Here is a 25,179-nt window from a genome sequence, read left to right on the forward strand (position 1 = left end):
CGTGCTCACCACCCGGCGCACCTGGCGTTCGGCCCTGGCCGTCTTCGGCGCTGCCGCCGTCATCGCGTCGGCCGCCGTGCCGGCGGAGGCGGCCAGCTCCTCGACCTGGATCGCCTACAACGGCACCTCGGTGAACAACGCGCGGATCCCGGCTGGCTCCGTGGCCCTCACGGTCCGCTCCCCGAAGGCCTTCGACTCGGTGGTCTTCTCCGTCGGCGGCAAGGTCGTCAGCGGGGTCGGCACCGCCACGCTCCTGCCCGACGGGGACTGGGCCGCGACCGCCCACGCCGACCTGTCCGCCTTCGCCGGCAAGGTCAGCGTCACGGCGAAGCTGACCAAGGGCAAGAGCACCAGCAGCGTCGCGAAGTCGGTGCGCGTGGTCGACCCGGCCTCCACCCTCGGTTCAGGCAGCGGCACCACGTCGAGCCGACCCACCCGCTCCGTCCGCGCGACGTACACCGACGGCCGTCCCGGCGTCTTCACCACGGGGCTGCGCGGCGCCCTCACCCCGACGAAGGTCCTGACCGGCGACCAGACCATCACCACCCCGGGCACCGTCCTGGACGGCGTGACCATCAACGGCTGCCTGGTAGTGAAGGCCAGCGACGTGACCGTGCGGAACAGCAAGATCGTCTGCAACGCCAAGGGTCGGCAGCTGGCCGTCAACGTCGCCGACGGCGTCAGGAACTTCGTCGTCGAGGACAGCGAGATCGACGCCACCGGCACCGACGTCGGCATCGGCTGGGGCAACTACACGCTGCGCCGGGTGAACCTGCACGGCTCCGCCGACGGCGCCCGCTGGGGCACCAACGTCACCATCGAGGACTCCTGGATCCACGACATGTCCCGCGAGGACGGCCTGCACAGCGACGCGATGCAGACCACCTCGGCCAGCAACGTCGTCGTCCGGCACAACACGCTGGACCCCTCCAACGGCGGTGACCCGCTGAACGCGGCCATCATGATCGGCACCGAGACCGGCTCGAAGGCGCTGAAGAACGTGCGCATCGAGGACAACTTCCTCGGCGGCGGCTCCTACACGGTGAACATCCGCAGCGATGCCAACATCTCCGGGCTGGTGCTGAAGGGCAACGTCTTCAGCGACAACAGCCGCTACGGAGCGATGATCATGCCGATCGGCAAGGACATCACCGTGTCGGGCAACACCTTGGGCTGGACCGGTAAGGAGATCACCGCCGACAGGTGGTGAGGCCGCCGGCCCCACTGCCTCAGTAGGCGCCGCGACCGCCCAGCACCGCCTGGGCGGTCTTCGCCAGGATCATCACGTCGAACGCCGGCGACCAGTTCTCCACGTACTGCAGGTCCAGCCGCGTCGACTCCTCCAGGTCCAGGTCCGAGCGCCCCGAGACCTGCCACAGCCCCGTGAGCCCGGGCTTGACCAGCAGCCTGCGCCGCAGGTCGTCGCCGTACTCGGCGACCTCCTTCGGCAGGGGCGGCCGCGGGCCGACCAGCGACATGCTGCCGCCGACCACGTTGAACAGCTGCGGCAGCTCGTCGACGGAGTAGCGGCGCAGGAAGCTCCCCACCCGGGTCACCCGCGGGTCCTGGCGCATCTTGAACAGCAGCCCGTTGCCCTCGGACCTGCTGCGCAGGTCGATGAGCAGCCTTTCGGCGTCCACGACCATCGAGCGGAACTTCACCATCTGGAACTCGCGGCCGTCGCGGCCCACTCGGGTCTGGCGGAAGAAGACCGGCCCCGGGGAGTCCAGTTTGATGAGGACGGCCAGCAGGAGGAACAGCGGGCTGAGCAGGAGCAGGCCCAGGGCCGCGCTCCCCCGGTCGAACAGCGCCTTGCCGACGTGCCGGACGCCTCGCAGCTCGGGGCGGTCGACGTGCAGCAGCGGGAGCCCCGAGACGGGACGGATGACGACACGGGGCCCCACGACGTCGGTCAGGGCCGGCGCGACGATGAGGTCGGCCCGGGTGTCCTCCAGCTCCCAGCCCAGACGCCGCAGGACGGGGCCGTCGAGCTCGGGGGACGTCAGGGTGGCGACCACGTCGGCGTCCAGCTCGCCGGCCACGGCGGCGATCCGGTTCAGGTCCCCCAGGACGGGGACGCCGAGCGCGTCGAGCTCGTCGGTGCTGCGGCCGTCGGGGGTGCAGATGGCGTCGACGCGCAGACCGTGGTCGGTGTTGCGGCGGACCTGCCGGACCAGCGCCGCCACGGCCTGCGGGTGACCTGCGACCACCGTCGACTGCATGCACTGCCCGGCGGCGCGCCGGCGGTGCAGCAGGCGGCGGACGGCCAGACGGCCCAGGACGGTGAGGATCCCGGCGACCGGCAGGGCCACGACGACGAACCCCCGGGCGACGTCCAGCTGGAAGGCCCAGCTGGCGGTCCCGACGGCCGCCACGACGGTCGTGCCCGCCAGGAGCACCTTCTGGAACTCCTCCGAGCCCACGCCGAGGAACCGGGGTTCGTAGGCGCGGAAGAGCAGCATCGCCAGCACCCACACGGGAGGTAGCAGAACCATCGTCCAGGCCACCGAGAGGCCCGAGACGGTCCCGGTGTGCAGGGGGGCGTCACCGAAGCGCACGGCCCAGCCCGCGAGGGCGCCCAGCAGGGCCGCGACGGCGTCGGCCACCACGATGGTGCGCACGTACTCGCGCTGCCAGCGGGCCAGCCGGCCACGGACCGGTGCGGACCGGGGACGACGGCCGACCGGCAGGAAGGCCTCGTCGACGGGCGCTGCGCCGGGCGGGGCCACGTCGGTGTCGATGACTCGTCTGCGTTGTGCCGGCAGGAGCCGCACGTCTTCTGCTGCCATGGCCTTCTCCCCCGTCGGTCACGCATGTCCGTCACCCACGACGGTGTGGGCCCCCAGTGACTCCTCTGGCAGACGCCGGACGTGAGCCGGACGCGACAGAAGAGTGAGCTTTCGCGACGCATCGTAGCCGCGGTTCACCCGTATGACGCAAGGTTCTCACAGTCCGCACACGGCCGCAGAGTGGACGAAGGCCCAGAACGACGAAGGCCCCCGCTGGTCGTCCAGCGGGGGCCTTCGTCTCGGGGTGGAGCTGAGGGGATTCGAACCCCTGACCCCCTCGTTGCGAACGAGGTGCGCTACCAGCTGCGCCACAGCCCCTTGCCGTTCCACGTCCCGGGGATCCCGTGCCGTGGCAACGGAGTAGAGGTTACCAGCCCCGGGGGGCTGGTCCGACCAGGGTCAGCCGTTGACCACGCGGGCGTGCTCGCGCAGGTCGATGACCTGGGTCGGCTCGTCGTCCTCGACGACCTCGACGCGCTCGGCCGCCGGCGGCGGCAGCTCCCACGTGCGGGCCTTGTCCTTGAGCAGGTAGGTCGGCAGCGGCACCGCGACCGGCTCCCACCCCTGCTCGGGCACCGCCGCGGCGGGACGGTCGACGCGCGGGGCGGGGATCGTCGCGGCCCGCCGGACGGGGCGCTGCGCGGAGATCACGACGGTCGAGGCCACGGCGGGCGCCGCCACCCGGGCCGGAGCCGCCGCACCGTGCCGGCTGAGCGCGCCGAGGACGAGGGCCAGCCCGAGCGTGGGCACCACACCCGACCACCACGGCGCCACACCCGCGGCGACCAGGCCCCAGCCGACCACGGTCAGGCCCGCCGCGGTCGCCAGCAGCCGGCGACGCCGGGCCACCACGCGGGAGGTGCCGGACCGCAGCGGCTTCAACGTCACCTTCGGCGAGGGGGTGTCCGCCGAGACCGTCTTCGGACCGGCTCCGAGCACCGGGCGGCTCGAGGACCCCAGAGCGGCCGCGTTCACCGCGGCCGCGGCCAGCGCGTTCCCCACGGGGGCGGAGTTGCGGCGCACGACGACGCGCATCGCCTCCGAATCCCGGTCGGCCTGCCGCGCCGAAGCGGTCCGGCGGTGCTTCCGGATCGCGTTCGGAACGAGGTGGGCAGCCGTCAAGGCGATGATGACGAGGAAGATGAGGCTGCTGGCGGGCACGGAACGCAACGCTAGGGGGCCGCACCCGCGAGAACTCGCACCATCGGCGCGTGTCGCGCGCTGGAGTTGCGATCAGTCGGCGTGGTGTGCAGTCCCACCCGCCCGCAGCGAGGCGCGGTAGCGGGCCAGCAACCCCTCCGGAACCTCCTCGGCCGTCAGCGCGAACGTCCGGTGGTCGCGCCAGGAACCGTCGATGTGCAGGTACGCCGAGCGCAGACCCTCGTCGCGCATCCCGAGCTTCTCCGCGACCCGCAGCGAGGCCGCGTTCTCCGGCCGGATGTTCACCTCGATGCGGTGCAGCCGCAGCACCCGGAAGCAGTGGTCGGCCACGAGCGCCAGCGCCACCGGGATGGTTCCCCGGCCCGCGACCCGCCGGTCGATCCAGTACCCCACGTGCGCCGAACGCAGTGAGCCCCAGGTGATGCCGGACACGGTGATCTGCCCGACGAGCTGGCCGTCGAGTTCGACGACGAAGGGCAGCATGCGCCCCGCACGGGCCTCGCGGGAGAAACCCCGGACCATCTGCGGGAAACTCGGCGCCGGTCCGCTGCCCTCGGGCGAGGTGGCCTCCCACGGCCGCAACCACGAGGCGTTGGCCGCGCGCACCCGCCGCCACACGGCCGCGTCGCGCCGCCGCAACGGACGCAGCCGGACGGCGCCCTCGCTCAGTTCGACGGGCCAGCCGGGGGTCACGCCGGCCCCCGGCTCGCCGACCGGCGCGCGTGGTCGCCGCCGTGGACCTGGTCGACGGCGTGCCGCAGGAAACCGGCCAGCACGGCAACCCCGTCGCGGGCGCCTCCCGGGGAGCCGGGCAGGTTGACGACGAACGTGCGGTCCGCGACGCCCGCGATCCCCCGCGAGAGCACCGCGGTCGGCACGCCGGCGGCGGCCCCGGCGGCGCGGATCGCCTCCGGCACACCGGGAACCTCGTAGTCCAGGACGCGCCGGGTCCGTTCGGGCGTCAGGTCCAGCGGGCTCAGCCCGGTGCCGCCGTTGGTCACCACGACGTCGTACCCCGCGGCGACGGCGTCACGCAACGCCTCCTCCACCGGATCCCCGTCGGGCACCACGAGCGGGCCGTCCACGGCGAACCCCAGGTCCCGCAACCCGTCCACGACCACGGGTCCGGAGGAGTCGGGGTACACCCCTGCCGAGGCACGGTTGGACACCGTGACCACCAGGGCGCTGGGTTCACTCATCGACGCTCCAGTCCCCCGACCGTCCCCCGCTCTTGGCGGTGACCCGCACCCCGTCCAGGACGGTCCGCTTGTCCACGGCCTTGACCATGTCGACGAACGTCAGCCCGGCGACGACGACGCACGTCAGCGCCTCCATCTCGATGCCGGTGCGGTCGGCGGTGCGCACGGCGGCGCTGATGCGGACCCGCGGGTCGGCGGGGTCGGCGACGGGCTCGATCTCGACCTCCACGGCGTGCACCGCCACAGGATGCGCCAGCGGGATCAGGTCCGGGGTGCGTTTGGCCGCCTGCAGCCCGGCGATGCGCGCGACGGCCAGCGCGTCGCCCTTGGGCAGACCGCCCTCGGCGATGAGGTCGAGGACCGCCGCCGAGCAGCGCACGTACCCCTCGGCCCGCGCCTCGCGGACGGTGACGGGTTTGGCCGACACGTCGACCATGCGGGCGTGACCGGCCTCGTCGAGGTGGGTCAGGCGTTCCACTGTTCCTCCACGGGCAGGGGTCCCAGCAGCATGCACTCCACCTCGTCGCCGGGTTCGACGACCGAGGTGCCCACCGGCACGACCACCAGGCAGGTGGCCCGGGCCAGCCCCGTCACCAGGTGCGAACCGTGCCCCGAGACGGGTTCGACCACCAGCCGGCCCTCCTCGTCGCGGGTCCAGGCCGCGCGGACGTACTGCTCCTTGGCCGGCGGTGAGGTCCAGCGCGCCCCGGCGAGCGCGCGCACCCGCGGCCGGTCCGGGTCCGGCCCCTCGGCGCCCAGCATGCGGCGCAGCGCCGGCCGCACGAACACCTCGAAGGAGACGAAGGAGCTGACCGGGTTGCCGGGCAGCGTGAACACCGGGACGGCGTGCTCGCCGAGGGTTCCGCAGCCCTGCGGCATGCCGGGTTGCATGGCGATCCGGTCGAAGACGACCGCGTGCTGTCCCGGGCCGGACAGCACCTCCTTGACCGTGTCGTAGGCACCCTCGCTGACCCCGCCGGAGGTCACGACGACGTCGGCGCGCACGAGCTGGTCGTCCAGGACGGAGGCCAGTTCCCGCGCGTCGTCGGAGACGACCCCGACGCGGTAGGCCAGCGCCCCGACCTCCTCCACGGCCGCGGTCAGCAGGTAGCCGTTGGCGTCGTGCAGCTGGCCGCGGGCCAGGGCCGTGCCCGGCTCCACGACCTCGGTGCCGGTGGAGACCACCACGACCCGGGGCCTGGGCCGGACCCGCACCCGGGCCCGGCCCAGCGCCGCCAGGACGCCGACGTGCCGCGGTTCGAGCCGGGTGCCGGCCTCCAGCACCAGCGTCCCGGCCTCGACGTCCTCACCGGCGCGACGGATGTGCTGGCCCGCCGACGGCGTCCTGCGGATGCTCACCTGCTTGACGCCGCGGTCGGTCCACTCGACCGGGACGACGGCCTCGGTCCCGGCGGGCACGGGGGCCCCAGTCATGATCCGGGCCGTGGCCCCGCCGGGCAGGCGCAGCTCCTCGGTGCGACCCGCGGCGATGTCCGTCACGACCGGCAGGTCCACCGGGGTGTCCTCACCGGCCCCCTCGACGTCGCGCAGCCGGACGGCGTACCCGTCCATCGCGGAGTTGTCGAAGGTGGGCAGCGGCCGCGGGCTGACGACGTCCTCGGCCAGCACGCAGCCCAGGGCGTCGCGCAGCGCCACGTCCAGCGGCGGCAGCGGGCGCACCAGGTCCAGACAGGCTCGCCGGTGCGCCGCGACCGTGGTCAGGTCCTCACTCACACCAGAAGGGCTCACACCCGGAAGGGTGGCACGCTCAGCTGTCCGCGCCCGACGCCCCGTCGGTCTTCACGTAGTCGGCCAGCCACGTGCGCAGCTCCCCGCCGATGTCCTCGCGCTCGCTGGCCAGCCGGACGACGGCCTTGATGTAGTCCAGCTTGTCGCCGGTGTCGTAGCGGCGGCCGCGGAAGACGACACCGTGCACGCCGTAGCCGGGCCCGTCGCCCTGGGCCAGCACCTGCAGCGCGTCGGTCAGCTGGATCTCGCCGCCCTTGCCGGGCTTGGTCTCGCGCAGGACGTCGAAGACGGCCGGGTCGAGCAGGTACCGGCCGATGATGGCCAGGTTGCTCGGGGCCTCCTCGCGCTTGGGCTTCTCGACCAGGCCCGAGACCTTCACGACGTCGGTCACACCGGTCGGCTCGGCCACGGCGCAGCCGTAGAGGTGGATCTGGTCCTCGGGGACCTCCATGAACGCCACGACGCTGCCGCCGTGCTCCTCACGGACCTTGATCATGGTGTCCAGCAGCGGGTCGCGGGAGTCGACGATGTCGTCGCCCAGCAGCACCACGAACGGCTCGTCGCCGACGTGCTGCTCGGCCACGGCCACCGCGTGGCCCAGGCCCTTCGGGTCGCCCTGCCGGACGTAGTGCACCTGGGCCAGGTCGGTCGACTCCTGCACCCGGGCCAGCTTGGCCTGGTCGCCCTTGGCCTCCAGTCCCACCTCGAGTTCGACGTTGCGGTCGAAGTGGTCCTCCAGGGACCGCTTGTTGCGGCCGGTGATCATGAGGACGTCGGTGAGACCGGCGCGGACCGCCTCTTCGACGATGTACTGGATGGCCGGGGTGTCGACCACCGGCAGCATCTCCTTGGGCATGGCCTTGGTGGCCGGCAGGAAGCGGGTTCCCTGTCCGGCGGCGGGAATCACGGCCTTGCGGACCGTGCGGCCGGGACGCTCGTCGCTCGCAGTCATGGCGCGGAGGTTACCGCCCGTCCCCGCGCGAGCACTGCTCGCGGCCCAGCTGGGCCGTTGGAGGGTGCTCCCGTGCCCTTCCCTCCCCGCCGTCCAGGAGGCAGACTCGTGCTCAGGCCACGCTCACACCCACCCCCTGGCGTGTCCGGCAGACCCAGGAGTCGCCGTGCCCACCTCCCACTCCGCCGTCGACCTCGGCGCGGACCCCTTCGACACCCCCCTCGACGCCACCCTCGCCACCCTCACCCCGGTCGACGACCGCCTGACCGTCGCCGTCGACGTGCTCGAGGTCGAGGCCCGCAAACGCGCTCTGCGCCGCGGGATCCGGGCCCGCCGCCGCGAACGCGACGAACCCACCGCCGCGGCCGTCGACGCCGACCTCGCCCGGGTCCTCATCGGCTGCCCGCTGCTGGCGGGAGCCCGCCGGGTCGCCTGCTACTCCTCGCTGCCCGGTGAACCGGGGACGCGGACGCTGCTCGCCGAACTGCGCCGCCACGACGTCGAGGTGCTGCTCCCGGTCCGGCTGCCCGACGACGACCTGGACTGGACGGCACGACCGGGCCGTCCCGACACCCCCGGAACCCTCGGCGTGCAGGCCGTCTCCTCGGTCGACCTGGTCGTCGTGCCGGCGCTGGCCGTCGACACCGCGGGCCGGCGGCTGGGGCAGGGCGGGGGCAGCTACGACCGGGCGTTGCGCCGGGTCCCCTCGCGGGTGCCGGTGCTGGCCGTCGTGCACGACGACGAGCTGCACGACGCGGCCGTCAGCCCGTTGCCGACGCTGCCGCACGACCGGCTGGTGCAAGCCGTGGTGACCCCCAGCCGGTGGCTCTGGCTCGCAGCCTGAAGCCTCGCGATCACGTTCTGTGGTCCGATCGTGGTTCACTGTGCCCGCGTCGACGGTGACGAACGGGCAGAGCACCGAACGTGTGGAGGAACGTGCGCATGAGCGTGGACGTGTCGATCGTCGTCGTCACCTACAACGCACCTGAATGGATCGCGCAGTGCTTCGACTCCCTGACCGGTGAGGCCCGCCCGCAGGCGTCCTTCGAGATCATCGCCTTCGACAACGCCTCCGACCAGGAGACGAAGAACCTGCTGGCCGAGCGTGCCCGGACCACGCCCGAACTGCGCGTCCACTACTCCCCCGACAACCTCGGCTTCGCCGTCGGGGTCAACCGGGCCGTCGAGATGGCCACCGGCCAGCACGTGCTGCTGATGAATCCCGACGCCATGGTGCGGCCCGGAGCCGTCGACGCGCTGCTGGCCTTCTTGAAGGCCGACCCCGGACGCGGCATCGTCGGCGGTCGCGTGCTGTACCCGGACGGGACCGTCTCGCTCACGAGTTGCTTCGCCGAACCCTCGTTGTGGAGCTGGTTCTGCTACGCGACCGGGCTGTCCACGGTCTTCAAACGCAACCCGGTGTTCGACCCGGAGTCGCTGGGCCGCTGGGACCGTGACTCGGTGCGCGAGGTCGACATCATCAGCGGCGCGTTCCTCATGACCTCCCGGAGGACCTGGCGCGAGCTCGGCGGGTTCGACGAGAAGTTCTTCATGTACGGCGAGGACGCCGACCTCAACCGCCGCGCCGCCGACGCGGGTTTCCGCCCGGCGATCACGCCCGAGGCCGTCGTCGTCCACGCCGGCGGCAAGTCGTCGGTGACCAAGACCGCCAAGCAGCGACTGCTGCTGCGCGGCAAGGCCGAGTACGCGCGCAAGCACTGGTCGCCGGCCCGTGCCGGCATCGGGATCGGGATGCTGGCCGCAGGCGTGGGACTGCGCACCGTCGGCGAACTCGTGCTGCGCCGTGGCTCGATCTGGCGCCCGCTGTGGCGTGAGCGCACGGACTGGGGCAAGGGTTGGCCGACGCCGGAACAGCCGCGCGGAGCACGAACCCCGGTGGCCTGACGCGCTACGGTGCGGCATGACCCTGGAGGAGTTCAGCCGCGTCCTGCTGCTGTCCTCCGGCGTCCTGCTCCTGGCGGTCCTGGCCGTCCGCCTCTCGGCCCGCACGGGCCTGCCCTCGCTGCTGCTCTACCTCGCCCTCGGCCTGGTCCTGGGCGAGGACGGTTTCGGGATCCCGTTCGCGGACGCAGAGATCGCGCAGGTCCTGGGGTACGGCGCCCTCGTCCTCATCCTGGCCGAGGGCGGTCTGACGACGCGCTGGGACGCGATCCGCGGCGTGCTGGCCCCCGCCGGGGTCCTGGCCACCGTGGGGACGGCCGTCTCGATCGGTGTCGTCGGCGCGGGCGCGCACCTGCTGCTGCACACGACGTGGCCGGTGTCGCTGCTCATCGGCGCGGTGGTCTCCTCCACCGACGCGGCCGCGGTGTTCTCGGTGCTGCGCTCGGTGCCGCTGCCGAGCCGGTTGTCGGGGGTGCTGGAGGCCGAGTCCGGGCTGAACGACGCTCCCGTGGTCATCGCGGTGCTGGCCCTGACCGAGGTCGCCACCGGGCACAGCGAGCACGCCTGGTGGTTCTACGTCGGCGAGGCCGCGCTCGAACTGGCCCTGGGCACGCTGGTGGGGGTGGGGGTCGGCACGGCCGGCGCCTTCCTGCTGCGGCGCACGGCGCTGCCGAGTTCGGGGCTGTACCCCGTCGCCGTGCTGGCCCTGGCGGTCGGGGCCTTCGCGGTGGCCGACGTGCTGCACGCCTCGGGGTTCCTGGCCACCTACCTGTGCGGGCTGGTGCTGGGCAACGCGCGGCTGCCGCACCGGCACGCCACGCGCGGTTTCGCCGAGGCGTTCGGCTGGCTGGCCCAGATCGGGCTGTTCGTCATGCTGGGGCTGCTGGCCGACCCGTCCCGGTTGCCCGGAGCCCTCGTCGACGCCCTGCTCATCGGCGTCGTCCTGACCCTGTTCGCGCGGCCGGTCTCGGTGCTGGCCAGCCTCGTCTGGTTCCGGCTGCCGAGCCCGGACCTGGCCTTCCTGTCCTGGGCCGGGTTGCGGGGGGCGGTGCCGGTCGTGCTGGCGACGGTACCCATCGTCGCCGGCATCTCCGGGGCCGACCGGCTCTTCGACCTGACGCTGGTGCTGGTCGTGGTGTTCACCCTCGTCCAGGCGCCCACGCTGGCGCCCCTGGCCCGCCGGCTCGGGCTCATGACGGCCACCCCGACGCAGGAGCTGGACGTCGAGGTCTCCCCGCTGGGCACGTTGTCGGCCGACGTCGTGCGGGTGCGGGTGGGGCCGCAGTCGCGACTGCACGGGGTCGAGGTCTTCGAACTGCGCCTGCCGCGCGGGGCGAACGTGAGCCTGGTCGCGCGCGACGGTGCGACGTTCGTCCCGCAGCCGCGGACGGTGCTGCGCCACGGCGACGACCTGCTGGTCGTCACGTCGACGGCCGAGCGCGAAGCGGTGGAGGAACGGCTGCAGGCGATCAGCCGGTTCGGCAAGCTCGCCGGATGGCACGACTCCTGAACTGAGCGTCATCACATGGTTACTGTTCGTTCGTGCGCCTGCTCCGTGGCTCCGGCCTCGTCCTGCCCGTGGTCCTGCTCGCGGGGTTCCTGGCCCCCGCGCCCGTCTCCGCCGCCGCCGCTGACGTCGCTGACGTCAGCGCCTCGACCATCGCCCCGGGCCTGGTCCTGGAGCGCCGGACGGCCGACGACGGCTCGCGCGAGGCCCTCCTGCGCCTGTCGGCCGGATCCTCCACCAGACCCGTCCTCCTGCAGCAGGACCTCAGCTCCCCGCGCACTCCCGCCGACCTGGCGACGGCGGCCGGGGCGGTCGCGGCCGTCAACGGCGACTTCTTCGACATCGACCGCACCGGCACCCCCGACGGCCCGGTGGCCTCGGACGGTCAGGCGCTCAAGGCCGACGCGACCCCGCAGTGGGCGGTCGGCATCGACGGCGCCTCCGGTTCCTGGACGGGCCGGGTCGGCCAGGTCCTGCTGCAGGGCTCGGCGACCGTCGGCGAGCGAACCTTCCCCCTCGCCGCGCTCGGCACCCGCACCGTGCCCGCCGACGCGCTGGCGCTGTTCTCCCCCGCCTGGGGCGACGGGGACCGCTCCCTGACCGCCACCGGCGGCGTCGAGCTGGAGGTGCGCGGCGGGCGGGTCAGCGCGGTCCGTTCTCCCGGCGCCACCCCTGTGCCCGCCGACGGGTTCGTCCTGGTCGGCACCGGAACCGTGGCCAGCGCCCTGGCCGGCACCCCCGTCGGCGCGAGCGCGCGCACCGACGTCCGCGTCCGCGACGACGCCCTCGTCCCCGGCTCGACCGGGTTCGCGCTGGGCGCCCGCCTGGAACTGGTCCGCGACGGCGAGCTCGCGCCCATCGACGCGTCCGACCCGACCTGGGCGGCGCTGCGGGCACGCACCGCGATCGGCTGGACCCGCGGCGGGGACCTGCTGCTGCTGACGGTGGAGGGCGGGACGTCGCGTTCGCCCGGGGTGACGGCCGTGCAGACCGCGCAGCGCATGCTCGAGGCCGGAGCCGACGGGGCTGTCATGCTCGACGGCGGCGGGTCGGCGCAGATGGTCGCGCGCACCCCCGGCGACGCAGGCGTCAGCGAGGTCGTCGTGCCCTCCGACGGGGCCGCGCGGCCCGTGGCCAACGCCATCGGACTGGTGCCCGCGGCCGTGGGGCCGGACGTCGCGTCGGTCGTGCTGCGCCCCGAGCTGGGTCGGGCGGCGGTGTTCCCCGGGCTGGGGCAGCTGGTCCGCGCCGTGCCGGTCGACGCCTCCGGTGCCCCCACGGCGGGGTCTGCGGTCCTGACCAGCACCGATCCGGCCGTCGTCGCCGTCGAGGGCAGCCGGCTGCGCGGGCTGACGCCCGGCCGGGCCGCCGTGACCGCTGCGGCCGGTGCGGGCAGCGGGCGGCTGGAGGTGGAGGTCCTCGACCGCCTGGACCGCCTGGGCGTCGGCGCACCGCTCGCCCTGCCCACGGCCGGTTCCACGACCGACGTCACGATCACCGGCCGGGACGCGCAGGGGCGCACGGCCCCCGTCGACGTCTCCGACCTCACCGTCGCGGTCGACCCGGCGGTGCTGCGGGCCGAGCCGCTGCCCGACGGCCGGCTGCGGCTGACGTCGCTGGTCGACGGGCCGATCAGCACGCCGTTGCAGCTGACCGCCCTCACCTCCACCGGGGTGGTGCCGGCCGCGGTGCCGGTCGCCGTCGGCACCCGGCCGGTCCTGCTCGACCCCCTCGACGACCCCGCGGCCTGGACGGTGGCCACCACCCGCGCGACCGCGTCCGCGGTCCGCGTCCCGGTGGGCGACCTGCCCGGGACGACCAGCGCGCTGCGGCTGACCTACGACTTCACCGGGCAGCCGGCCGGCACGACGACGGCCGCCGTCGTCGCCCGCACGCCGGTGCCGCTGCCGGCGGGCAGCACGGGCGTCGCGCTGCAGGTGCGCGGAGACGGTGCCGGCGGCTGGCTGCGGGGGGTCCTGCGGGTCGACGGCGCCGCCCGGCCCGTGACGTTCGCCGCCCGCGTCGACTTCACCGGCTGGCGGCGGCTGGAGGTGCCCGTCCCGGCCGGGGCGACGGCCGTGGCGGTGGAACGGGTCTACCTGGCGCAGACCTCGGTGGCAGCCCGGCGGGCGGGGGCGGTCGACCTGGCCCGCCTGGAAGCGGCCGTGCCGCCGCTGGAGCCCCCGGCGCCGGTGGTGGAGAGGGGGCGACGTCGCGTGCGCTGATCCACGCACCGGTTGCGCACGGCGAGTAGCATTGGCACTCGAACGCCCCGAGTGCCAGTCCGGGGTCCACGAGACGGAGAACAGGTGCCCACCTACGCCTACGCCTGCCAGTCGTGCGGACACTCCTTCGAGGTCCGTCAGTCGTTCAGCGACGACGCGCTGACGGTGTGCCCGGAGTGCTCGGGCGCACTGCGCAAGCTGTTCAACAACGTCGGCATCGTCTTCAAGGGGTCGGGCTTCTACCGCAACGACTCCCGCGGGTCGACCTCCTCCGCCGACAGCTCCTCGAGCTCGGGCAGCTCCGCGAAGGAGTCCTCCTCGAGCTCCTCCACGTCCTCGGCCTCGTCGAGCTCGTCCTCGAGCTCGGGCTCGTCGTCCTCCAGCGGGTCCACCTCGGCCGCCTGAGCCGCCGCGGTCTCCACAGGCCGCCACCACCGGCGTCGGTCCACAGCCGCCCTCCGGTCCACCGGGCCGGAGGGCGGTGCCGGCCTAGCGTCCGGGCATGCCTGTCCCCCTCCTCCCCCCAGCTCCCCCGGTCGCGCCGTCCACCGCGCCGCCCGCCGGTCCGCGGGACCGGCGTCGCCGTCGGCTGACGCGCCGCTGGCTGTCGGCCGGTCTGGTGGCCGCCGCCGGTGGGGTGAGCGTGGCGACGCTGGCCCCGGCCGACCCGCCGACCGCCTCGGTGCTCGTGGCGGCGCGTGACCTGCCGACCGGCGCGGTCCTGACCACGACCGACGTGCGGGAGGCCGCCCGGCCCGCGGACACGCTGCCCGACGGGGTGCTGGACACGGTCACCGGCACGGTGCTCGCCGGTCCGGTGCGCCGCGGTGAGGTCCTCACCGACGCCCGCACCACGAGCGGGCCGCTGCTGGCCGGTCAGCCACCGGGCACGGTCGCCACCAGCGTCGAGGTGGGCGACCCGGCCCTGCTCGACAGCCTGGCCCCGGGGGTGAGGGTCGACGTGCTCGCGCGGCTCGAGGACCCGGTCACCGGCGCTCCCACGGGAGCCGAGCGCATCGCCGTCGACGTCGTCGTCGTGCGGGTCCCGACGTCGACCACCGGTTCCCCGGGTCTGCTCGGGAGCCCGGGGCCCTCGAGTGCTTCGAGCGTGCTGGTGGCGGTGGACTCCCCGACCGCGGCCAGGCTGGCCGCCGCCGCCGGCCGGACCGTCCTGACCGTGCGGTCGTCGTGACCACCGCCCGGTCAGTCCTCCAGGGCCAGCGGGCCGCCCTGCGCCGGCACCACTGGGTCGCGGGTCTGCCCGCGCAACCGGGACAGCACCGCGGCCGCCGTCACCGGGGCGCCCACGTGCTCACCCTGGGCGACGTGGCAGCCGAGCACGGCCAGCGCCCGCTGCGTCGAGGCGTCGGCGACTCCTTCGGCCACGACCCGCAGACCCAGTTCGCGCGCCATCTGGACGGTCGAGCGGACGATGACGGACCGGGCGCGGTCCTCGGTCATCCCGGTCACGAAGCTGCGGTCGATCTTCAGCTCGTCGACCTCGAGGTCGGTGAGGTAGGTCAGCGAGCAGTGCCCGGTGCCGTAGTCGTCGACGGCGACCCCGCACCCGAGCGCGCGCAGACGCCGGACGACCGCCCTGGCCCGTCCGGGATCGGACACGATGCCCGTCTCGGTGACCTCGAGCACCAGTGCGGCGGGATCGACGCGGTGCCGCTGCAGCCCTTCGGCGACGAGCCGGGGCAGGTCGTGGTCGGTGAGCAGGCGGGCCGAGACGTTGACCGAGACGGTCGTCGGGAAGCCCGCGGCGCGCCAGCGCCGCACGTCGGCCAGCGCCTGGTCCAGGACGACCGCGGTCACCCCGGCGATGAGCCCGGACTGCTCGGCCAGCGGGATGAAGCGGTCCGGCGTCACGGCGCCGAGCTCGGGGTGCCGCCAGCGCACCAGGGCCTCGGCCCCCACGACCACGTCGGTGCGGGGGTCGACCTGGGGCTGGTAGCGGACGAAGAGCTCGCCGCGCTCCACGGCCCGGCCCAGGTCACCGAGCAACCGCAGCCGCTCGATGCTGTTGACGTCGCGCCGGCCCGCGTAGGTGCAGGCCCGGCCGCGGACCTCCTTGGCCTGGTACAGCGCGACGTCCGCGCTCTTGAGCAGGGAGGCGGCGCTCGCGCCGTGCTCGGGGGCCAGCGCCACACCCACGCTGGCGGGCAGCAGGACCTGCAGGTCCCCCACCCGCAGCGGGCGGCCCATCTCCGCGACCACGGCGTGGGCGAGCTCCTCGGCCTGGCGCCCGTCGCCGACGAGCAGCCCGAACTCGTCGCCCCCGAGGCGGGCGACGACGGCCCCGGCGGGCGCCTGGGCGACCAGCCGTTCGGCGACCTCCCACAGCAGCGCGTCCCCGACGGGGTGCCCGAGGGTGTCGTTGACGTCCTTGAAGTGGTCCAGGTCGACCACGAGCAGACCCGGCCCGGGGCCCTCGGCGGGCGAGGCGCGCAAGGCGCGGGCGGTGGCCCCGAGCAGGGCGTCGCGGTTGGGCAGGCCGGTCAGGTCGTCGACGCGGGCGCGTCGTTCGTGCCGGCGCGCGACCGCGGCGCTGACCAGCATCACCGCCAACGGGACGCACACGAGCAGCAGCAGCAGCGCACCGCCCTCGGCGCTGACCACGACCACGGGTGCGGAGGCGACCACCGCGAGGGTGAGCAGGACCCCCGAGGCCGAACCGGTCGGCAGCAACCGGCCGCGGACGCGCCGCCGGAGGACGCGCACCCCGGTCTCGGCGAGGAGACCGGCCGCTCCCGCGGCCAGGACGGCCGGCCACTGGCCGGGGTCGCGCAGGACGGGACCGGCGGCGCCGAGGTCCCCGAGGAGGGCGTCGAGCACGAGGGCGCAGACCAGGACCCCGACGACGGAGGTGCCCACCGCGACGACGACGGCCCGGGGGCCGGCGCCCCGGCGCAGGGCCCGCACGAGACTCGGAACGGCCCGCACCAGCAGGGCCAGCGACACCGGGCCCAGGGCCACGAGCGCCACCAGGAAGCCCCACGAGACCGGCAGCGGCTCACCGCGACCCCGGATCTTGGCGGTGACGGGGCGGAACTCGGCGACGAGGACGACCAGGGCCAGGACGAAGGCGAAGGAGGACACCCGCCAGGGCGGTGGACCGGCCAGCCCCAGGGAGGCGGCGACACCCAGCACCGCGACCGCGGCGGCGACCGCCAGCACGCCCAGCGCCCGGGCCGGCGTGCGCACACGAGGAAGCGCGGAGCGCGGGGCCACGAGCATGGCCGTCGTGCGCTGCATCCTCAACCTTCCACCGGGGACCCTGCGGTGGCCTCACGGCCGTCCCCCGTGCGGGGGACACCCGCGGAGGTTCCGTGGCCCATCATGGGGGGCCGTGGAGCCCGGCAGAAGGCTTGCACTCCACCCAGTTCCAACTTTCGACCCAGCGTGATCCTGGTTGAACGTTCAGTCAGGATGGAACGCCGGACGGCGATACTCCTGTCACAGCCAGTGCCTCCAGCCCCGCCGGTCACGCGGGTGGAGCGGATCAGTCCCAGTGCGGAGGGCGCTGCGACAGGTACCACTCGTCGTCGAAGCCGGACCCCGAACGCTCCCCCCACCCCTCGTCCCGGTCGTCGGCGGACCGCTCGTCCTGCAGCGACTCCCGCGACTCCGGCGGCTCCGGGGGCACGTCCTCCTCGTCCTCGGATCCACGGGGGCTCACGACGCGTCCACCGCAGCGCGACCCGCCACCTGCGCGACGGTGACGTCCACCACGCCGCCACCGCCACCGCCACCGCGCGCGTCGAGGTCGAGGACCCAGGGCAGGTCGTGACCGGCGTCGGCGAGGGCGTCGCGCCAGAGCCCGGCGATGCGGTCCGCCTCGGCGTCGGCGTCGGCGAAGACGTCCGCGGTCAGCACCCGCACGTACCGCCAGCCCCGGCGTTCCAGCTCGGTCGGCCCGTCGACCTCGCGGTCGACGACACCGGCGGACGCCCAGCGCGCGTCGTCGAGCTCGACGGCGAGCGCCGGCCCGGCTCCGGCGCGGGCGCGTTCGTCGCGCACGACGAGCGCGAGGGTGCGGGAGGTGCCGACCTCGCACTCGACGGGCAGGCCGATGCGCCGGCAGGCCGCGGCCAGCGTGCGGACGACCGCGTCGGCTCCCGGGTCGGCCGAGGCCGGCTCGGGGTCGCGTTCCCAGGCCACGACGGTGCGGGCGAGGAGTTCGCGGGCGTCGGGCACCACGCCCCGGTCGGCGCGGGCGGGGCGGTCGGCGCTCCAGCCGGAGTCGTCGACGACGAGCGTGGTGCGCAACCGGCTGCGGGTCACGGCCATCCAGACCTGGGCGCGGCCGGTGGCCAGCGCCGCGGGGTCGGCCGCGTCGGCCGCGGCCGGGTCGAGGGCGCCGAGGCCGGCCCCGTTGAGCACGGCGTCGGCCACGACGAGGACGTGGTCGCGGCGTTCACCGGTCCAGCGGGCCGGGGTGCCGACCAGCAGGGGTTCGCGGCCGACGGCCAGCGGCAGCGACCGGTCCAGGACCTGGCGCCGGACGGCGTCGGCGAGCAGTTCGGCGCCGGCGGCGTCGGGCACGACGACGCCGAGGGACTCCTCGGGATGGGCCCGCAGCGCCGCGAGGGCGGTGTCGACCACGAGGTCGACGAGCGCGTCCGGCCCGCGCCGGGCACCGGGCGGGCGGCTCGAGGTGCGGGCGGTGTGCCGGCCGTCGCGGCCGGGCCCGGGCAGCGACAGCTCGCGGGTGGCCGGCGCGGGCACGTCGGCCAGCAGGGTGTCGTCGAGCAGCGCGTGCTGGCGGTCGAGCGCGAGCGTCGGCAGGACGTCGGCGGTGTCGGCGAACAGGCTCGCCTCGACCGGCCGGGCGTCCTGCTGCTCGTCGCGGGCGGTGGCCACGTCCGCCGGGCCCGGCAGCTCGGGGTCGCCGATGAGCAGGACACGGCGGGCGCGCGACAGCGCCGGCAGCGCCGAGGCCGTCGTGGTGGCCTGCGCGCCGAGGAGCACGAGCAGGTCGGCGTCGGCCACGTGCTCGGGCAGGTGCTCGGCGAGGGCGGCGACACCGGCGGTGGACAGCGCCGTGACGGGCAGCAGGTCCGCCTCGCGCCCGGAGGCCACGGCCCGGCGGTCCAGGTCGGTGCGCACCCGGGCCGCCCGGATCCTGCGCCGGGCGGCGACGGCGAGCTGCAGCTCGTGGCGGGCCGAGCGCAGGGCGGCGGCCTCACCGGTGCCCACGAGCGGGTCGGCCATGGCGACGGCGTCCAGCACCCCGGACCACCAGGCGGCCTGCACCTCCCCGGGCAGGTGCAGGCTGCCCGGCCCGTTCCAGCGGGAGTGCAGGTCGTCCAGCAGGCCGGACCAGCCGGCGGCGGTGAGGTCGTCGAGCAGGACGGTGCGCCGCGGCAGCGGCTGCAGCGTGTCCGCGTCGGCCGCCAGCCGCTTCAGCAAGGTGCTGAGCTCGGGCAGCTGGACGTCGAGCAGCGACTGCTCGCCCAGCTCGGTCCAGGTCCGTTCGGGCAGCACCTGCGCCAGCTCGCCGAGCTCGCGGCGCAGTTCGGTGACGGCCACGACGAGCTGGTCGAGGTCGTCGGGAACGGTCGGGTGGTTGTCGCGGACGGCCACGCGCTGCCAGCGCAGCCGCTGGGAACGGGCCTGCTGCAGCCACTCGTGCAACGTGGGCCAGTCCTCCACCGGCACGTCGGGACGCACGAGGGCGCGGGCCTCGCGGCGCAGCCGCCAGCGCCGCAGCCAGCCGATGCGCACGTCGTGCTCGCGACGCCACTGCGGGCCGGCCGTGGCCGCCGCGACGTCGCCCAGGGACTGGCTGAACACGTCCTGACCGAACCGGCCGACGGTGGCGCGCACTCCTTCGAGCAGGTCGGTGCGGTCGGCGGCCTCGGCCACCGAGGCGGCCCCGCGCAGTCCGGCGGCGTCGCAGACGGTGGCCAGCAGGGCCCGCACGGCCGGCAGCCGGTGGTCGATGAGGTCCTCGACGCGGGCCAGCGCGGCCGCGGCGGCCTCGGCCGTGCGCAGTTGCGCCCCGACCCAGGGGCCGGTGCCGGGCCCGACGTCGAAGGCGCCGAGGTCGACGGCCTCGACCAGGACCTCGGCCCAGCGGTCCACGTCGGCCCGCGTGCAGGCGGCCAGGTCCGGCCCGCGCAGACGGCGGCTGGTCGTCGGCGGCTGGGGCGCCTCGGCCAGGGCCAGCAGCGCCGACATCGCCTCGGCGGCGCTGACGCCCCACGGGTCGCGCACGCGGTGCAGGGCCCGGGCGTGCTCGTCCAGGGCGGCCGCGGGTCCCTCGGCGTCGGGGTCGGTCGCCGGCGGCCGCTCGAGGGCGAGCCGTGCCTCGAGCTCGCGGCGGGCGGCGGCCAGCTGGTCACCGGCCTCGGCCCCGGAGGTGTCCAGGTCGGCCACCAGGTGCAGCACCAGACGACCGAAACCGTTGTCCCGCAGACGTTCGTCGACGGCACGGCGGTCAGCGGCGGAATCGGCGGCCAGGAGCACGCGCCGTCCCGCGCCCGCTTCGGCCGCGACGACGGCGGCGGCGACCTGGGTGGCGCCGCTGCCGGTGGGGGCGTGCAGCCGCAGGTCCGAGCCGGCCAGCACGGTCGAGACGGCCCGCCGCTGCGCGGGGTCGAGGGCGATCGCGTCCTCGATCGGCGCCGGTCCCGGCTCACGGGCGGGCAGCGGCTCCACGGGACGGCCCTCGGCGATGGCCGCCACGACGCGGTGCTCGCGCACGAGCGCCCCACGCCGGCGCAGGTCGGCCAGCAGGTCGGCGCCGGGGTCGGCGAAGGTGGCCAGCAGCAGCCGCCGCTCCACGCGCAGCCCGCGGGTGCCGGCCAGCTGCCGGCGCAGCTCCTCCATCGCCGGGTTGGGGTCGAAACCCCAGTGGGCACCGACGGCGGCGGCGATGCGCCGGGTGTCGAGGTCGACGCCGAGCTCGGAACGGGCCACCCGGACCAGGACGGGGTTGACGATGACCTCCGGCGCCAGCTGCACGACGAAGTCGTCGAGCGCCTCGGTCGCCGGGGTCAGGGTGCAGCGGCGCAGCAGGACGGGGGTGCGGCGCGGCGGCCGCGCGGCCGTCAGGGGCGCGCCCTCGGCCAGCGCCTCGGCGTCCACCTCCTCCTGCGTCGACCAGCCGGCGATGCCGACGGCGACGGCGAGCGAGCGCGTGCCCCGCTGGGCCAGCAGCGTCCCGGCGAGCCGGTGGGTCGTGCGGGCGCGGCGGCGGGCCTCGGCGAAGGCGCCGGCCTCGCGCACCAGGCTGGACAGCGGCGCGGGGCCACCGGCGAGCAGCTGGGCGAGTCCGGAGGGGTGGGCGGTGGTCAGGTCCAGCACGGCGTCGGTGCCGACCGGGCAGTCGAGCAGTCCCGAGGTGCCGCCCAGCGACTCCGCCTCTTCCCACCAGCTCCGGCGCCTGGAGTCGGGACCGGTCGCGGGAGAAGACGTCACCCCCCAAGGTTAGGCGGACGACGGGGTCGATCCCGTCAGGTGCGTGACGACTGCGCGCCGTTGCGCGTCGACTCGCGCGCGGCGTCACGTGCGGGTGCGCTCAGGGGTGTCGCACCGCGGGCCAGGGCGACGAGGGTGACGTCGTCGCGGGCCCGGCCGCCGCTGAAGCGGCGCGCCTCGTCCAGCGCGAGGTCCACCAGCGCCTGGGGTGTGAGCTCGGGCAGCCCGCCGAGGGCCCGCAGGACACCGCCGATGCCCAGTTCCTCGGTGCTGCCGGTGGAGCGGGCCTCGGTGAGCCCGTCGGTGAAGACGACCAGCAGCGAACCGGGCGCCATCGACGCGGTCGCCGTGCGCCACGCCCCGGGCACGTCGAGGTGCAGCCAGGACAGCAGCGGGCCGGTGGGCTCCAGCTCGGTGACCACGCGCAGCTCCTGCCCCTCGTCGTGGCGCAGCACCAGCGGCGCGGGGTGCCCGGCGTTGGCGTACGTCACCGTGCCGGAGTCGGGGTCGACGACGGCGACCACGCAGCTGGCGAAGCGTTCGGCCTCGTCGGAGAACACCCGGGCGGCCATGGCCAGGGCCAGGTCGGGCTCGGGGGCCAGGTGCAGCGCGGCCTCGAGCAGGCGTTTGAGCTGGATCGCGACGATCCCGGCCCGCGCCCCGTGGCCGGACACGTCGGCCACCACGACGGCGAAGCGGCCGTCCGGCAGCGGCAGCACGTCGTACCAGTCCCCCGCCAGCAGCCCCTCGGCCGGCCGCAGCGCCGCCGCGGCCGACCACCCGGGCACCACCGGCAGGTCGTGGGCGGTGAGCTGGTCGCGCACCTCGGCCACCAGCGGCTGGCCCTGCTGCAGGGCCTCGCGGGCCGAGACGGCGTCGGCCAGCTCGTCGAGGATGCGCCGGCGCATGGTCTCGGCGGAGGCCGCCACGTCGGCCAGCTCGGGAGGACCGGGCAGCGAGACGGGCGTCTGCAGGTCGCCGCCGGCCACCCGCAGCAGCTGCTCGGACAGCGATCCGAGCGGGTGGATGACCCACCGCCGCACCAGGTACAGGGCTGCGGGCACGAGCAGCAGCGCGATCGCCGCGACGACGAACTGCACGTTCCTCGTCTGGACGGCGTCCTGCCGGGCCTCCTCGAGCGCGTCGTCGCGAGCGTCCGCGAGCTGCTCCTGGAGGGTGCCCAGCTGGCCGTACATCTGCAGGAAGGCCTCGTCGACCGGCCCGTTGACGACCGACTCGTTGAGCTCGGCTCCCTGCGCCCGCGCCTTGAACCCCGCCTGCTGGTCCGACAGCGAGCGCCACCGGGCCGCCGCGTCCAGCGCCCGGGTGACCTGGTCGCGCAGCTCCTCCTCCAGCGGCGGGTCCGCGTCGCGCACGTCGGCCACCAGCTGCCGGCGGGACGCGTCGTAGGCGGCCATCGCCTCGGTGCGGGCCGTTCCGTACCGTTCGAGGCGCTCGAGGTCGGCGGCGGTGACGTACAGCTCGTGGGTGGACTCCACGACCACCACGTCCTGCTGCATCTGCTCGACGTGACCGAGCAGGTCGCGCTGGGGGTTCAGGCTGTCGGCGGCGTTGTCGGCGCGGGTGCTGCCCAGCATGCTGACGAACAGCACGACGGTGAGCACGAGCACGACGACGAGGAACGACAGCCCCATCACCGACACCCGCCGCTGCAGCGACGTGCGCGTCATGAGGCGGTGCCAGGCCCTCGCCGCGGCGCTCAGGCTGCTCACCCCCCTCGTCCCGTGCCCATCGATGTCGTTCACGCGAGTGGGTCACACCTTGTCACCTCCGGCCGGGGACGCGCTCACACCCCTGCCCCGCACCAGGGGTGGTCGCGCGTTCCGGCGGGCGCCGCGTCGCGGAAGGGGGTAGGGGTTGATCCGTGAACGACGCACTCCGCTGGCCCCGCGGCCTGGTCCTCGTGCGGCACGGGCAGTCGACGGGCAACCTCGCCGACGCCCACGCCCACTCGACGAACGCCGAGGTCGTCGACGTCGCCGAGCGCGACGCGGACGTGCCCCTGTCGGCGCTGGGCGCCCGGCAGGCCGCCGCCGTGGCCGACTGGCTGGCCGAGGACCCGCAGGCCCCACCGACGCCCGACGTCATCGTCAGCTCCCCGTACACCCGGGCTCACGACACGGCGCTCGCCATCGCCGACGGGCTGCGGCGCAAGGGGATCGACCTGCGCGTACGCACCGACGAGCGGCTGCGCGAGCGCGACCTGGGCTGGTGGGACGGGCTGACCGGCGCGGGGGTGCGGGCCCGCTTCCCCGAGGAGGCGGCCCGGCGGCAGCGGATCGGGAAGTTCTACTACCGTCCGCCGGGCGGGGAGAGCTGGACCGACGTCGCCCTGCGGGTGCGCAGCGTCCTGGCCTCCCTGCGCGAGGAGTACGCCGGGCAGCAGGTCCTGCTGGTGTCCCACCAGGCCGTGATCATGAACTTCCGGCTCGTGCTGGAGGACCTCGACGAGCGCTCGCTGCTGGAGCTGGACGCGACCGAGCCGCTGGCGAACTGCTCGGTGACGGCGTACCGGGCCGTGGAGGGGGGCGTGCGGCTGGAGATGGCCGGCGACGTCACGGCCGTGGCGGACGTGCAGGTCACCGACGACCCGGTGGACGAGGAACCCGTCGACGAGACGCCCAGCGCGGCGGAGAAGGTGGGCTGAGGTGGGAACCGACCGGGACGCGGTGACGGTCACCTCCACGGTGCTGCGCGAGTGGCCGCTGCCGCCGCCGGGCACCGGCAAGGAGGCGCGCGGCCGCACGGTCGTCGTGGGCGGCAGCGCCAAGACCCCCGGCGCGGTGCTGCTGGCGGCGGAGTCGGCCCTGCGCAGCGGCGCGGGCAAGCTGCAGGTCGCCACGACGGCCAGCACGGCACCGGCGCTGGGCGTGGCCCTGCCCGAGGCGCTGGTGCTGGCGCTGCCGGAGACGGCCGAAGGCGGCATCGACCCGGTGTGCGGGCAGCAGGACGACGAGCTGACGAGACTGGTCGAGCAGGCCGGTGCGGCGCTGCTGGGCGTCGGCGCCGTCGGCGAGCCGGACGTCCGGCAGCTGCTGGAGACGGTCGTCCCGCGGCTGGAGAACACCGTCGTGCTCGACGCGCTGGGGCTGGCGCCGGTGACGGCGGACGTGACGTTCCTGCACCACCTGCAGGGGCAGGCGGTGCTGACGCCGAACCTCAACGAGCTGTCGATCGTGCTGGGCGCCGACGAGGACGAGATCACCCGGGACGTCGGCGGGGCGGCGCTGGAACTGGCCCGGCGCAGCCGGTGCGCGGTGGCCGCCGGCGGCGGGGAGTCCTGGATCGCCGCACCCGACGGACGGCTGTGGCGCGACGCCTCCGGCGGGGCGGGACTGGGCGTGTCCGGGTCCGGGGACGTGCTCGCGGGCATCGTCACCGGCCTGTGCGCCCGTGGGGCGGACCCGGTGCAGGCGGCGGTGTGGGGCACCCACCTGCACGGGCGGGCCGGTGACCGGCTGGCCAGCTCGGTGGGGCGCCTGGGCTTCCTGGCCCGCGAGCTGCCCGGGCAGGTGCCGGCCGTGCTGGCCGAGATCGAGGTCTGAGCTGAGCCTGGAGGTCAGACCAGCAGGGCGGCGGCGCTGGGGACGACGTCGGCGGCGGGGATGTCCAGACGCCAGGTCGTGGAGGAGCGGTTGTCGCAGGCGTCGGGGTCGCCGGCCGGGCCGGCCCACGTCTGCGGCTGCGCGGTGACCTTCCAGGCGTGGTTGCCGCGCTGGCGGGCGCGGGCGGCCAGGCCCTCGTCACCGGCGCGGGTGGCGGCCGAGGCGATCACGTCGACGGCGCGGCCCAGGGAGCGGGCGTCGTAGAAGGCGATGGTGCAGCCGGTCTCCACGACGGAGGTGGAGACGAGGATGCAGCCCGACTCCTGCAACGCCGCGTCCAGGGCGGCCACGGCGGCCGTCTGCTTGGGAGCACGGCGCGGGGCGGGAACACGGTTGGTGGCGGTGCTGCGGGCGGTGGTCACGGACATCCGGGAGTACTCCTCGAGTGACGGCTACGGCCGGGTGCCGCAGGCTCCGTCGACTCGGCCCGACACCCAGTGAGGCCATCGGTTGGTGTTCCTTGCGGCTTGAGTGTAGGCACCCGAACGGAGTGCCGGTGACCGCGGTACCCCTCTGTTCGCCTGCGGCGCAAGAAGATCGCAACGACACTGCGTCGTAGTTCGAGGATGTCGGACGCGAGGGGCCACCCGTCCCCCACCCGTCCCCCCACCTGTCCCCCCACCTGTCCCCCGCGCGGCCGC

21 protein-coding genes and 1 tRNA gene are annotated in these 25,179 nt (G+C 75.0%); 9 read left to right on the forward strand and 13 right to left on the reverse strand.

The features are described 5' to 3' along the window. Position 1: 1 nt before the first annotated feature. Positions 2-1,210, forward strand: a complete 1,209-nt coding sequence (locus tag ACRYR2_RS03060; protein ID WP_432561344.1) for a right-handed parallel beta-helix repeat-containing protein — start codon at positions 2-4, stop codon at positions 1,208-1,210. A 19-nt stretch (positions 1,211-1,229) separates the two neighbouring features. Here ACRYR2_RS03060 and ACRYR2_RS03065 read toward each other — a convergent pair whose 3' ends face one another. The 8 genes from ACRYR2_RS03065 to galU form a co-directional block, all read right to left on the reverse strand. After that, positions 1,230-2,789, reverse strand: coding sequence for a sugar transferase (locus tag ACRYR2_RS03065; protein WP_432561345.1), 1,560 nt, complete (start codon positions 2,787-2,789; stop codon positions 1,230-1,232). Between the two features lie 245 nt (positions 2,790-3,034). Beyond that, positions 3,035-3,107, reverse strand: a tRNA-Ala gene (locus ACRYR2_RS03070). Positions 3,108-3,188: 81 nt separating this feature from the next. Then, a complete protein-coding gene (locus ACRYR2_RS03075; RefSeq protein ID WP_432561346.1) occupies positions 3,189-3,950 on the reverse strand; it encodes a hypothetical protein in 762 nt (253 codons plus the stop codon). 72 nt (positions 3,951-4,022) lie between these two features. After that, the gene (locus ACRYR2_RS03080; protein WP_432561347.1) at positions 4,023-4,643 is read right to left on the reverse strand and encodes a GNAT family N-acetyltransferase; all 621 of its coding nucleotides are present in this window, start codon (positions 4,641-4,643) and stop codon (positions 4,023-4,025) included. Then, positions 4,640-5,149, reverse strand: coding sequence for a MogA/MoaB family molybdenum cofactor biosynthesis protein (locus tag ACRYR2_RS03085; protein ID WP_432561348.1), 510 nt, complete (start codon positions 5,147-5,149; stop codon positions 4,640-4,642). Before ACRYR2_RS03085 ends, ACRYR2_RS03080 begins: the two co-directional genes overlap by 4 nt. Next, on the reverse strand, positions 5,142-5,585 hold the full coding sequence (gene moaC / locus ACRYR2_RS03090; protein WP_432561381.1) for a cyclic pyranopterin monophosphate synthase MoaC: 444 nt from the start codon (positions 5,583-5,585) through the stop codon (positions 5,142-5,144). The genes ACRYR2_RS03085 and moaC overlap by 8 nt, the downstream gene beginning before the upstream one ends. Positions 5,586-5,614: 29 nt before the next feature. After that, complete coding sequence (glp, locus tag ACRYR2_RS03095) at positions 5,615-6,883, reverse strand: molybdotransferase-like divisome protein Glp (protein WP_432561349.1); 1,269 nt, start codon at positions 6,881-6,883, stop codon at positions 5,615-5,617. A 34-nt stretch (positions 6,884-6,917) separates the two neighbouring features. Continuing rightward, positions 6,918-7,850: a UTP--glucose-1-phosphate uridylyltransferase GalU gene (galU, locus tag ACRYR2_RS03100; protein ID WP_432561350.1), complete on the reverse strand. Its 933-nt coding sequence runs from the start codon at positions 7,848-7,850 to the stop codon at positions 6,918-6,920. 166 nt (positions 7,851-8,016) lie between these two features. Here galU and ACRYR2_RS03105 point away from each other — a divergent pair, with 166 nt between their 5' ends. From ACRYR2_RS03105 to ACRYR2_RS03130, 6 genes are all read left to right on the forward strand, one after another. Beyond that, the gene (locus tag ACRYR2_RS03105; protein ID WP_432561351.1) at positions 8,017-8,694 is read left to right on the forward strand and encodes a 5-formyltetrahydrofolate cyclo-ligase; all 678 of its coding nucleotides are present in this window, start codon (positions 8,017-8,019) and stop codon (positions 8,692-8,694) included. A 98-nt stretch (positions 8,695-8,792) separates the two neighbouring features. Further along, the gene (locus ACRYR2_RS03110; RefSeq protein ID WP_432561352.1) at positions 8,793-9,755 is read left to right on the forward strand and encodes a glycosyltransferase family 2 protein; all 963 of its coding nucleotides are present in this window, start codon (positions 8,793-8,795) and stop codon (positions 9,753-9,755) included. A gap of 16 nt (positions 9,756-9,771) precedes the next feature. Further along, complete coding sequence (locus ACRYR2_RS03115) at positions 9,772-11,262, forward strand: potassium/proton antiporter (protein ID WP_432561353.1); 1,491 nt, start codon at positions 9,772-9,774, stop codon at positions 11,260-11,262. A gap of 32 nt (positions 11,263-11,294) precedes the next feature. Further along, entirely contained in the window at positions 11,295-13,484 is a 2,190-nt protein-coding gene (locus ACRYR2_RS03120; RefSeq protein WP_432561354.1) for a phosphodiester glycosidase family protein, read from the forward strand. Between the two features lie 84 nt (positions 13,485-13,568). After that, complete coding sequence (locus ACRYR2_RS03125) at positions 13,569-13,889, forward strand: FmdB family zinc ribbon protein (protein ID WP_432561355.1); 321 nt, start codon at positions 13,569-13,571, stop codon at positions 13,887-13,889. Positions 13,890-13,986: 97 nt separating this feature from the next. Then, positions 13,987-14,676 (forward strand): SAF domain-containing protein, encoded by a 690-nt coding sequence (locus ACRYR2_RS03130; RefSeq protein ID WP_432561356.1) that lies wholly within the window; start codon positions 13,987-13,989, stop codon positions 14,674-14,676. Positions 14,677-14,687: 11 nt separating this feature from the next. On the opposite strand, the gene ACRYR2_RS03135 is transcribed toward ACRYR2_RS03130, so the two are convergent. The 4 genes from ACRYR2_RS03135 to ACRYR2_RS03150 form a co-directional block, all read right to left on the reverse strand. Beyond that, positions 14,688-16,742, reverse strand: a complete 2,055-nt coding sequence (locus ACRYR2_RS03135) for a putative bifunctional diguanylate cyclase/phosphodiesterase (RefSeq protein WP_432561357.1) — start codon at positions 16,740-16,742, stop codon at positions 14,688-14,690. 247 nt (positions 16,743-16,989) lie between these two features. Next, entirely contained in the window at positions 16,990-17,166 is a 177-nt protein-coding gene (locus ACRYR2_RS03140; RefSeq protein WP_432561358.1) for a hypothetical protein, read from the reverse strand. Continuing rightward, positions 17,163-20,912 (reverse strand): hypothetical protein, encoded by a 3,750-nt coding sequence (locus ACRYR2_RS03145; protein ID WP_432561359.1) that lies wholly within the window; start codon positions 20,910-20,912, stop codon positions 17,163-17,165. Before ACRYR2_RS03145 ends, ACRYR2_RS03140 begins: the two co-directional genes overlap by 4 nt. Before the next feature lie 35 nt (positions 20,913-20,947). Beyond that, the gene (locus tag ACRYR2_RS03150; RefSeq protein WP_432561360.1) at positions 20,948-22,645 is read right to left on the reverse strand and encodes a PP2C family protein-serine/threonine phosphatase; all 1,698 of its coding nucleotides are present in this window, start codon (positions 22,643-22,645) and stop codon (positions 20,948-20,950) included. Positions 22,646-22,797: 152 nt separating this feature from the next. Between ACRYR2_RS03150 and ACRYR2_RS03155 the strand changes: the two genes are divergently transcribed. Beyond that, positions 22,798-23,580, forward strand: coding sequence for a histidine phosphatase family protein (locus ACRYR2_RS03155; RefSeq protein ID WP_432561361.1), 783 nt, complete (start codon positions 22,798-22,800; stop codon positions 23,578-23,580). 1 nt (position 23,581) lies between these two features. Continuing rightward, the gene (locus ACRYR2_RS03160) at positions 23,582-24,478 is read left to right on the forward strand and encodes an NAD(P)H-hydrate dehydratase (protein WP_432561362.1); all 897 of its coding nucleotides are present in this window, start codon (positions 23,582-23,584) and stop codon (positions 24,476-24,478) included. A 14-nt stretch (positions 24,479-24,492) separates the two neighbouring features. On the opposite strand, the gene ACRYR2_RS03165 is transcribed toward ACRYR2_RS03160, so the two are convergent. After that, positions 24,493-24,906, reverse strand: a complete 414-nt coding sequence (locus ACRYR2_RS03165) for a hypothetical protein (protein WP_432561363.1) — start codon at positions 24,904-24,906, stop codon at positions 24,493-24,495. Between the last annotated feature and the right edge of the window lie 273 nt (positions 24,907-25,179).

It is taken from the genome of Kineococcus deserti (genome assembly GCF_050871945.1).
Classification (GTDB): Bacteria; Actinomycetota; Actinomycetes; order Actinomycetales; family Kineococcaceae; genus Kineococcus.

What these genes read in the sequence shown, in the direction of transcription:
- ACRYR2_RS03135 (WP_432561357.1), bottom strand. Translation starts at nt 16,742, where the DNA reads ATGCAGCGCACGACGGCCATGCTCGTGGCCCCGCGCTCCGCGCTTCCT.
- ACRYR2_RS03110 (WP_432561352.1), top strand. Translation starts at nt 8,793, where the DNA reads ATGAGCGTGGACGTGTCGATCGTCGTCGTCACCTACAACGCACCTGAA.
- ACRYR2_RS03115 (WP_432561353.1), top strand. Translation starts at nt 9,772, where the DNA reads ATGACCCTGGAGGAGTTCAGCCGCGTCCTGCTGCTGTCCTCCGGCGTC.
- ACRYR2_RS03065 (WP_432561345.1), bottom strand. Translation starts at nt 2,789, where the DNA reads ATGGCAGCAGAAGACGTGCGGCTCCTGCCGGCACAACGCAGACGAGTC.
- ACRYR2_RS03130 (WP_432561356.1), top strand. Translation starts at nt 13,987, where the DNA reads ATGCCTGTCCCCCTCCTCCCCCCAGCTCCCCCGGTCGCGCCGTCCACC.
- moaC (WP_432561381.1), bottom strand. Translation starts at nt 5,585, where the DNA reads ATGGTCGACGTGTCGGCCAAACCCGTCACCGTCCGCGAGGCGCGGGCC.
- ACRYR2_RS03165 (WP_432561363.1), bottom strand. Translation starts at nt 24,906, where the DNA reads ATGTCCGTGACCACCGCCCGCAGCACCGCCACCAACCGTGTTCCCGCC.
- ACRYR2_RS03085 (WP_432561348.1), bottom strand. Translation starts at nt 5,149, where the DNA reads ATGAGTGAACCCAGCGCCCTGGTGGTCACGGTGTCCAACCGTGCCTCG.
- galU (WP_432561350.1), bottom strand. Translation starts at nt 7,850, where the DNA reads ATGACTGCGAGCGACGAGCGTCCCGGCCGCACGGTCCGCAAGGCCGTG.